The 8,706-nt window shown below is 44.9% G+C and carries 12 protein-coding genes and 2 pseudogenes; 12 read left to right on the top strand and 2 right to left on the bottom strand.

Annotated elements, in window-relative coordinates:
* A pseudogene (locus ACFIME_RS03540) lies at nucleotides 1-239 on the top strand (hypothetical protein); the annotation flags it as partial.
* A gap of 212 nt (nucleotides 240-451) precedes the next feature.
* Here ACFIME_RS03540 and ACFIME_RS03535 read toward each other — a convergent pair.
* Complete coding sequence (locus tag ACFIME_RS03535) at nucleotides 452-652, bottom strand: AlpA family transcriptional regulator (protein ID WP_004860538.1); 201 nt, start codon at nucleotides 650-652, stop codon at nucleotides 452-454.
* A gap of 398 nt (nucleotides 653-1,050) precedes the next feature.
* Between ACFIME_RS03535 and ACFIME_RS03530 the strand changes: the two genes are divergently transcribed.
* Entirely contained in the window at nucleotides 1,051-1,188 is a 138-nt protein-coding gene (locus tag ACFIME_RS03530) for a hypothetical protein (RefSeq protein ID WP_375657200.1), read from the top strand.
* A 117-nt stretch (nucleotides 1,189-1,305) separates the two neighbouring features.
* On the opposite strand, the gene ACFIME_RS03525 is transcribed toward ACFIME_RS03530, so the two are convergent.
* Nucleotides 1,306-1,821, bottom strand: coding sequence for a helix-turn-helix domain-containing protein (locus ACFIME_RS03525; RefSeq protein WP_375684501.1), 516 nt, complete (start codon nucleotides 1,819-1,821; stop codon nucleotides 1,306-1,308).
* Nucleotides 1,822-1,968: 147 nt separating this feature from the next.
* On the opposite strand from ACFIME_RS03525, the gene ACFIME_RS03520 reads away from it, so the two are divergent.
* The 10 genes and pseudogenes from ACFIME_RS03520 to ACFIME_RS03475 all read left to right on the top strand — a co-directional run bounded on the left by ACFIME_RS03520 (nucleotide 1,969) and on the right by ACFIME_RS03475 (nucleotide 8,699).
* Complete coding sequence (locus ACFIME_RS03520) at nucleotides 1,969-2,274, top strand: helix-turn-helix domain-containing protein (RefSeq protein ID WP_375684500.1); 306 nt, start codon at nucleotides 1,969-1,971, stop codon at nucleotides 2,272-2,274.
* Between the two features lie 73 nt (nucleotides 2,275-2,347).
* Nucleotides 2,348-2,488, top strand: a complete 141-nt coding sequence (locus ACFIME_RS03515; protein ID WP_375684499.1) for a hypothetical protein — start codon at nucleotides 2,348-2,350, stop codon at nucleotides 2,486-2,488.
* Nucleotides 2,472-2,870, top strand: coding sequence for a hypothetical protein (locus tag ACFIME_RS03510; RefSeq protein WP_375684498.1), 399 nt, complete (start codon nucleotides 2,472-2,474; stop codon nucleotides 2,868-2,870). The genes ACFIME_RS03515 and ACFIME_RS03510 overlap by 17 nt, the downstream gene beginning before the upstream one ends.
* Nucleotides 2,870-3,732: pseudogene (locus tag ACFIME_RS03505) on the top strand (ParB/RepB/Spo0J family partition protein). The gene ACFIME_RS03510 and the pseudogene ACFIME_RS03505 overlap by 1 nt, the downstream one beginning before the upstream one ends.
* Nucleotides 3,729-4,187, top strand: a complete 459-nt coding sequence (locus ACFIME_RS03500) for a hypothetical protein (protein ID WP_375684497.1) — start codon at nucleotides 3,729-3,731, stop codon at nucleotides 4,185-4,187. The pseudogene ACFIME_RS03505 and the gene ACFIME_RS03500 overlap by 4 nt, the downstream one beginning before the upstream one ends.
* Nucleotides 4,184-6,163: a transposase domain-containing protein gene (locus ACFIME_RS03495; RefSeq protein ID WP_375684496.1), complete on the top strand. Its 1,980-nt coding sequence runs from the start codon at nucleotides 4,184-4,186 to the stop codon at nucleotides 6,161-6,163. Before ACFIME_RS03500 ends, ACFIME_RS03495 begins: the two co-directional genes overlap by 4 nt.
* Before the next feature lie 346 nt (nucleotides 6,164-6,509).
* The gene (locus ACFIME_RS03490; protein WP_375684495.1) at nucleotides 6,510-7,541 is read left to right on the top strand and encodes an AAA family ATPase; all 1,032 of its coding nucleotides are present in this window, start codon (nucleotides 6,510-6,512) and stop codon (nucleotides 7,539-7,541) included.
* The gene (locus ACFIME_RS03485) at nucleotides 7,538-7,813 is read left to right on the top strand and encodes a hypothetical protein (protein WP_375684494.1); all 276 of its coding nucleotides are present in this window, start codon (nucleotides 7,538-7,540) and stop codon (nucleotides 7,811-7,813) included. The genes ACFIME_RS03490 and ACFIME_RS03485 overlap by 4 nt, the downstream gene beginning before the upstream one ends.
* Nucleotides 7,810-8,061: a hypothetical protein gene (locus ACFIME_RS03480; protein WP_375684493.1), complete on the top strand. Its 252-nt coding sequence runs from the start codon at nucleotides 7,810-7,812 to the stop codon at nucleotides 8,059-8,061. The genes ACFIME_RS03485 and ACFIME_RS03480 overlap by 4 nt, the downstream gene beginning before the upstream one ends.
* A gap of 14 nt (nucleotides 8,062-8,075) precedes the next feature.
* The gene (locus ACFIME_RS03475) at nucleotides 8,076-8,699 is read left to right on the top strand and encodes a DUF3164 family protein (protein WP_375613741.1); all 624 of its coding nucleotides are present in this window, start codon (nucleotides 8,076-8,078) and stop codon (nucleotides 8,697-8,699) included.
* Nucleotides 8,700-8,706 lie beyond the last annotated feature (7 nt).

Raw genomic sequence — 8,706 nt, 5'->3', positions numbered from 1 at the left:
TTATCGATCCTGATTCAGAAAATAGAAAGCAGAGCATCAATGCAAAAGCAACAACTTATACATGTATGATTCAAGCAGGATGCCGTTATAAAGGGGGAGGGAGTCCGTGTTATACTTTTAAAGAGGAAAACCTCCCCATTTGTCAGCCTGGTGCTGTCATCCCACAGAGAAGTGTCGAAAAGCGCTTAAACAGCCCTTTTTGTAGAAGGTATAAAAACGCGGATGAATGCCAGCCTTAAGTGATGATCAACAATCTGCCATCCTTGCCTTCACTTGGAATGGCGGGATTGTTTTCTCAACCAATCATCTCAATATTGTATGTAAAGCAATATGGCGTAGAATGTACTTAGTAATCCTATAACCAGGTTGCGATACAGGACGGTTTTTGTTATCATCCAAGTTGATGAGTTTGAGAAAGCCTTGTCCGTTCTTACGTGACAAGGTTTTCTTTTTATGCCGCGTCGTTATAACGTTGCTGTTTTGCTTGCTCAATGACATTGATAAGATCTGATTGTAACCAACGCGATAAAAAACCAAATTTTAAAGGTTTTGGCAAAGAGCCATTGGTTACATGACGGCGGAAAGTTGAGACACTCATATGAAGCAATTTTGCACTTTCACGGTCTGTTAAAAGAATATCATTTTCTGTCATTCTAAAATCCTTTCACTATAAAAACAAAAACAAATCATAATCATTTATTAACCACATTTTGGTTCATTTTTGAAGGTATTTTATTTATAGAAAACAATATTTTATCATATAATTTCTGATGTGATAGTTCATGACTCTTATTGAGAAAGAATGAGGGAAAATAGAGCTAATGTAGTTTGACACTAGGTTTTATACTAAGTGGGAAAAGGTGGGATTAGGTAGGAATACGTGATAATTTGTTGTTTTTATGTATAAAATTTAGCATAAAATGCGCGTTTTGTCAAAATAGATTTTGACACCTAAAATTGTAAAAAAGAGCTAAAAAGAGCGAAAATCAGAAAAAAGTGCGTTTTCATGGTAAAAATGAGAGAAGGCTTTGAAAGGTCTTTGAAAACCCTGTGAAAAATTTTGAAAAGTCTGTGAAAGCCCAGAAAACCGCCTTTGAAGACCCTGTGAAAAAAATCACTCCAAAAGTTCAATTGACTCCAAAATCAGCCAAAAATAACCAAAAAAGCAAAAAAGATTTCCATATATAAGTGGAAATCTCTAAAAATTGAGTAAAAAGTATTGTTTATCAATAATTTATATAAATTTTTTAATGTAAAAAGATTTCCACTTTCATTTTTCATATTAAAGAGGCATTAAGCTATATCTTATGTAGTTTCTAGATGTACTCTTTCAGCTTCTATTTGACGCTTTAAATGAATTTTAAGAAGAGGGAAAGTCGCTTCGACCTCTTCCATGTCGTTGATGTCTTGAACAAGCTCTTGCAGTTTTCTATAAAGTTCCGCCGCGAGTTCCGCTATATCTTCAGGGGGGAGTTTTATTTTAGCATCGCGATAGGTTGTATAAGCTATGCGACCAAGCTTTTTCATGAGTCCAGCAGGAATGGTAGGCGGAGAGATATTGAAAGACCGAGCCATCATCATGTCTATAAACATTGCATCTTCACCGGTCAAAAGCCAATTCAGGTTTACTCCAAATTTTTCTTTATATGCTGATAAAACCGTTGCATCTGGAGTTCTATCACCGCGTTCGTAATTTCCAAGCCCTTGAATACTGATACCAATTTTAAGTGAAAATATATCACGAGATAAGCCCACAAGCTTTCTAACTTCTGTGAGTCGTTTTGCTAATGCAGTTTTGGGCTCATTTTTTTGTCGTCTCATATTATAAATGTTTACAAATGGGGTTGACTAATATCCCATTTGTAGATATGCCTCATATTAGAGCCCGATACGAAGGGCGTTTATTATACATTTAACCCCACAAAAAACGGATGGTTTGAGCATCCGTTTTAAGCAGGAGCGAAAGTTATGACAACCACACAAACATGCATCCAAGTATGGGATCGCCATAGTATTTTAGCCGAGCTACGCCGCCGTAACATGACCTTGGCGGAGCTCGCGAAAGCTTATCAACTATCGTCATCCAGTGTTCAACACATTTGGACACGGTCTAACGAGAAAGCCGAACGCGCTATTGCCGATTTTATCGGTTTGCCCGTCGAGCAGGTTTTTAGCGACCGCTACCCCAAAAGTCGCCGTCGTATTTTTAAAGCAGCAAAACATGCCAATACAGATTCGGTAACACAGGCCGCATTGCGCGGTAATGCTGCTTGAACTTCGTTACACGGCTTTGCGTTTTTGCGCATTTGCCATGAATTTAAATACCATAAGATAAAAAGGTTTATCAATGTCTAAAGATCAGTACGAAATAGGCAAGATAAATTGCATAGAGTTGCATCATAGAACAGCCGTTTGGATGGCTTGGTTCTGGCGATTAGATGGTGGTCATATTGTTTTTATAGGGGGTGGTTATGGTTGCTGCTTGTAATTTATGGACCCCAGAAGCCAGAAGCGATATCGTTAATCCTTATTCAGAAGTTGAACGTTTACAGGTGATGCTTTCCTGTTCTTTAAAAGCAGTGAGTAGTGGATTTAAGCATCTGCCAATCCGGTATATTATTGACCCACCGCATGGCTTATTTGATGCGGCGTTAGCACGACAGATTGTTATTCATATTTTGCATTATCAGTTTGAGGTGCCACGGCGGCGTATTGTTGCGATACAGGCACGTCAGCGGACTTCTATTTCTCTATCTATGCAAGTGATTAACCGGCGTTTGGAAGAACCCGTTTTTGCGAAAGCTTATCGAAGATGGGCGGGGCGTGCGATGGATTTATTCTTTAAAGAGATCAGAAAGGCGGCAGCGTGATGGCACAGTTTCAAAAGCTTGCTCTTGATGTGATTGTGGTGCCGGAGCGTATACGCCCTGTGGATGATGAGCATGCCAAGGCGCTTGCACAATCAATGGCGCGGGAGGGATTGATGAATCCGATTACGGTGCGCCATACACCTAATGCTAAGGAAGGTAATTACACGCTTATTGCTGGTGCGCATCGGCTTTGTGCTGCTGAGCTTTTGGGCTATAGTGACATTGATGCGGTTGTGGTGCAGGCGGATAAAGAGAATGCTGCGCTTTTAGAAGTGGCTGAAAACCTCTTTCGCAATGAATTGTCTGTTATTGATCGTGCGCTTTTTGTCCAGACTTACCGCGAATTGTGGAAAAAGAAGTATGGGGAGATTCAACGTGGTGGTGACCACGGTAATCAATATACAAAGGACAAAGTGGCAAAGGGTCAAGTTTACCCTTTGCCAAATGATGGTGATTTAAATGGCAAAGTGCAAAGTTTGCACTTTGCCAAACATGTGGCGGACCGCATTGGTTTATCGAAGGAGTCGGTGAAACGTCTCAATCGCATTTCCCAGCATTTACAGCCGGAGTTGCGGTCGGTTTTGCGGGGGACAGCATTGGCGGATAATCAAGCGCAATTGTTGAAATTAGCCAAGATGGAGCCGGTTGCGCAACGGCGGGTGGCAATTGCTTTGCAACAGGTTGAGGGAGATTTACGGCGGGCTGTTGATTTGGTCAATGGCGTTAATACGCCGCCGCAAATTAATGAACAGGAGCGGGTTTTTGCGCAGTTATTATAGGGGTGTGGCAGAGGGCGGATGCGCAGACAAAGGCGCGGTTTTGTGATTATCTTGCAAGAGAACGAGGGGAGGAGCAAGCATGAAGACGCGTGGTTCCCAACAGCTTGATTTTTTCCAAAAGCCGGTTTTCCCCTGCCGCGAACCCGTTGCGCAGATTGATTTAGGGCGGTTTCGCTCACGCATTAAGCGTGCCATGGCTAGGGCTTTGCGTGAATGCCGGCATGAGCGCAGTGTGATTGCGGAGCGTATGGCGCATTATTTAGGGATTGGGTGTTTAAGTAAGGCAAGTTTGGATGCTTATGTTGCGGAAAGTAAGCAGGTTGATATTTCTCTGCCACGGTTTAAGGCATTTGTGCGGGCGACAGAGGCATTTTGGCTCTGGGATGAGGTGGTGAGTGAAGATGGATTGTTGCTGTTGCAGGGGGATGAGGCGCGGTTAGCAGAAATTGCGCGGCTCCAGCAGGAACAGCGGGAGATTGCAGCGCAATTGAAAGCCATGCGCGCAACGCCGGTTCGCATTAAAAGGGGGCAGCCATGAAGGAATGGTTTAGTATTGCCGAATTGGTTGAGGCAGCTTTGCCAGGGTTGCCGAAAACATATAAAAGTCTTGAAAACCACGGACGGGCATATTGGAGAAAAAACTCTGAACTTTCGAGGAAAGTAGGCGGCAAAACGAAGCCGGTTTGGGAGTATCACATTTCCTTATTGCCGGAGGGGGCGCGGGCGGCGTTGTTGGTGCGGTTTGGTGGGGCTGTTGATGTGAAACAAACGCAAGGGGAACAAAAGACAAGCATTTGGGTGCGTTATGAGGGGCTTTCCAAGGCGCATAAAAGGCGCTGTGAAAAGCGTTTGAAGGCACTTTGTTTTTGGGAAGATTTGCTCCATGCCGGTATGGGTGTGCATGATGCGGCAAGTTTGAGTGCGGTGCAATTTGGTGTGAGCCGGATGTCGCTTTTTAATTGGCGGCAGATGGTGGAGGGGTATGAGCGCCCTGATTGGTTGGCAGCCTTAGCGCCTTGTTATGGTGAGGAGAATGTTTCGCAATTTGCGCCGTGTCATGAGGGGGCGTGGGAGGTTTTTTGTTCGGATTATTTGCGCCCCTCTAAACCTGCTTTTTCGGCGTGTTATCGGCGCATGGTTTCTGTTGCGCAGGAGCGGGGTTTTGAGCCCATTCCTTCAGAGCGGGCTTTGCGGCGTCGTTTTAAGGCGCAAGTTTCCAAAGCGGTTGTGGTTTTAGCGCGTGAGGGAGAAGAAAAGGCAAAAAAGCTTTATCCAGCCCAACGGCGTGATCGCTCAAGCTTGCATGCATTGCAAGCAGTGAATATGGACGGGCATAAGCTGGATGTTTTTGTGAATGTTCCTTGGACAGAGAAGCCTGTGCGGCTTTATCTGATAGCGATACAAGATCTTTATTCGGGCAAGATTTTATCGTGGCGCTTGTCAGATGCTGAGACTTGGGAAATTGTTCGTTTGGTGATTGGGGACATGGTGGTAGCTTATGGCATACCAGAGCGCATGACCTTGGATAATGGGCGTGCCTTTACCAGCAAGTGGATTTCTGGAGGTGTGCAAAACCGCTTTCGTTTTAAGATTAAGCCGGATGATCCGCAAGGGCTTTTGACGAGTTTGGGTGTGCAATTGCAATGGACCACTCCTTATAGCGGACAGTCTAAACCGATTGAGCGGGCATGGCGTGATCTGGCAGAAGCGATTTCTAAACATCCCTTTTGTGCGGGGGCTTATACGGGCAATAAACCGGATGCCAAGCCTGAAGATTATGGCAAGCGCGCGATAGGATTTGAAGCGTTTAAAGCCCATGTTGGTGCGCAAATTTGTGCCCATAATGCGCAAGCGGGGCGTAAGGCAGTTAATTGTGCGGGGCGTAGTTTTGATGAGACCTTTGCAGAAAGCTTGCAAGCAGAGGGGACAATAGTTCGGCAAGCAACGGCAGCACAACGGGCTTTATGGCTTTTGACCTCAGAAGCATTGCGTGCGCAAAAGGGTACGGGCGAGATCCATTTTTATGGCAATCGTTATTGGGCGCGGGCGTTGAATGAGCATGCGGGGAAAAAGGTGATTGTACGCTTTGATCCGGATAATTTGCATCAGGATTTACGGGTTTATGATTTGAACAATCGGTTGCTTTGTCTGGCACCATGCCTTTGTGATGTAGGTTTTTACGACCAGCATGCGGCGCGCTTGAATGGGCGTTTGCGTAAAGAATATGTGAAGGCTGTTAAAGCAGAAAAACAGCTAGCGGCAAAGCTTGCGCCTGATCACTTGGCCGATGTTTATGGTCGCCTTGAGAAAAAGGATGAAGCGTTCAAATCGAAGCTTCCGATAAAGCCAAAGGTGAGCCGCTTGATGCCAAACAATGTGGGGAATTTAGCTTTGAAAGCAGACGATGATGAGGCTTTGGGGGAGGAAGAATTTAGTACGCACTTGCATAAAGCTTTGAGAAAGCTTTCCGCCTCTGATGAGGGGCGTGAGGTGATCAAGTTTCCCAAGCAATAGAATAAGGAAATAGGAAAAGAGAGGGGGGATTTATAAGAATTCTCAAAAGGAAGCTGGTTTTGTATCGCGTATCAGCTTGAAGCGTTAACAAAGAAAGGGGGGAGGAATCTTATCCATTTCAAAATCTAATCAATACATGAAGTTTCTAGGTGTCTTTGCCTGATCGGGTAAGATACGTGGAGTTAGCAAGTTCCCTGATGTGTGAGAAAGAGAGGGGATTTGCAAGGTTAGCGGTTTTAGTATCGCGTACGGCTTTAAATGTTCATTCTAAAGACAAAAGATAAGGGGCGGGTGGGAGCCCTTCCCCTTATCAACAGTCTAAAATCAATACGAGAGGGGAATATACATGAAAAACGCGATAAATGCAACGGTCGATAAAAATCCTTGGGCGCGACCTAAAATCCAGCCCAATGGAACAGCACAAAACCGCAACAGTGATGACATTGCTTTATGGAATGAGCTTGTGGATGCGGTAAGAGCTTTGGGGCAAATGAATGATTGGTCGAAAGCAGAGGTGGCGCGGCGCATAGGGATGCCGGATGGGACGTTTTCGCAATGGTATGCGGGCAGTTATGCGGGGCAATTGGGTAAGCAAAATGCGAAGGTTCAACAATGGGTTGAGGTTTTAAAGGAAACGGCGGTTTTTTTGGAGAAGATCCCTGAAAAACCAGCCTTTCAGAGGAATCGAATTGCCAGTGAGATCATTGATACTTTAACACTGGCACAAAGTACGGGGGATATGGTGATGATTACGCTTGATGCGGGCAGTGGTAAGACCGAAACTTGCCGCCATTATCGCTCTACCCGCCCGCATGTTTATCTGGTGACAGCCAGCCCGCATACGCGCAGTGTTCACGGTATTTTGAATGATATGGCAGCAGAATTGGAAGTGGTGGAATATAATCCCACCCGCTTAACGCGTGCCATTGGCAAAAAGTTAGAGCGTGTTGGTGGCGGAACATTGTTGATTGTTGATGAGGCGCAAAATTTAACGGATGAAGCGATTAATCAGTTGCGCCACTTTGTTGATATCAATGGTACGGGGTTGGCTTTGGTTGGCAATGATGAAATCTCGGGGCGGTTGGTTCATCGTCAAAATGGTCCCTCTTATGCGCAAATTAAAAGCCGATTGGCGATGCATTTGAAACGGCGCAAGCCCTATAGTGAGGATATTGCGGCGCGCATTCATGATTGGGGGATTGAAGATGTTGGTGCGATAAAGTTTTTGACGGGAATTGGTTTGAAAGCAGGAGCTTTGCGGCAAATTGACAAAACCATGATGTTGGCACGCATGGCAGCGCTTGGAGATGGGTGTGAGGTGACTTTGAAACATGTCAAAGCGGCATGGAAAAACCGTGACGTGGAGGAATTGGCATGATCTCGATAAGCAATAAGGAATTATCCGATACGCTTGTTGGTCTTTATGATGATTATCAACGGGGTTTTGATATTGGAGAGCCGCTTAAATTGTGTGTTGATTTGGCGTTATCGCTTGAATTGGAACTGAGTATTCACCGCTTAAGCGAAGCCGATGCAGTTTTAGAGGGGCAAGTTGTGGAAGCTTTACGTTGTAGCCAAGCGCTTCATGCCAAGAGTGATGAGGGTGAGAAAGGAACGGTTATTCATATGGATTTTGGAGGAGGAAAATGATGGAACGGAACCCTTATATGGTGAGAGATTGCTTGGTTGCTTTGCGTTCTGCTTTACTTAAGCATGAAATGGAGGGCATTTTTCTGAGTGCGAAAGATGTTCGAGAATTGAATGAGTATTTGCGTCGTTTGGCAGGCTATAACCACGTTTTAAGTCATGAGCTTATGCGGTGTCGTTGGCAATTGAAAGCGGGATGTGCGCCTTCTTCAGGGGATGTTGTGCCATTTCGTCGTTTTCAAAAAACATAAGGAGGAAGTTGGTGATGAATCCACAAATTGAACTTGAAGGTACGCGTTATATGAAGGATGCAAAAGGGGCTTTGGTGCCGGTAAGTTTGATCCGCCCTGCGGATTTGTTAGAGGATGAAACGGTGCGCAAAATTATGGGTTTTGCGAAAGAATTATCGGCAAGGATTGCACGTTTTAACAACCATACGATTGCGGATTTGAGTGATTTTGATAGCTTGCTTGCGCAAGAATATGGTGTGGAGCGGCGTGGCAAAAAGGGCAATTGTACTTACACAAGCTTTGATGGTTTGCAACGTATTAAGGTGCAAGTTCAGGAAAGTGTTGATTTTGGACCGCAATTGCAAATTGCCAAAAGCCTTCTTGATGAGTGTTTGAATGAATGGTCTGCGGATGCACGCCCTGAAATCCGTGCGATTATTACGCGTGCTTTTAATACGGATAAAGAAGGCAAGGTGAATCGGGGCGAGATCTTTATGCTGTTGCGTTTGGATATTGATGATCCACGCTGGAAAGAGGCGATGCGTGCCATTCGTGAAGCGATCCGTGTGACGACATCTAAGGAATATGTGCGTTTTTATGAGCGCGATACATTAGAAAGCGCTTGGCGTGCTGTGACCATTGATCTGGCGAAGACATGAGGGGGGT

Source organism: Bartonella sp. AP1QHHD (assembly GCF_042196265.1).
In the GTDB taxonomy this organism is placed as follows: Bacteria; Pseudomonadota; Alphaproteobacteria; order Rhizobiales; family Rhizobiaceae; genus Bartonella.
This window is presented reverse-complemented; position numbering and strand designations above follow the sequence as displayed.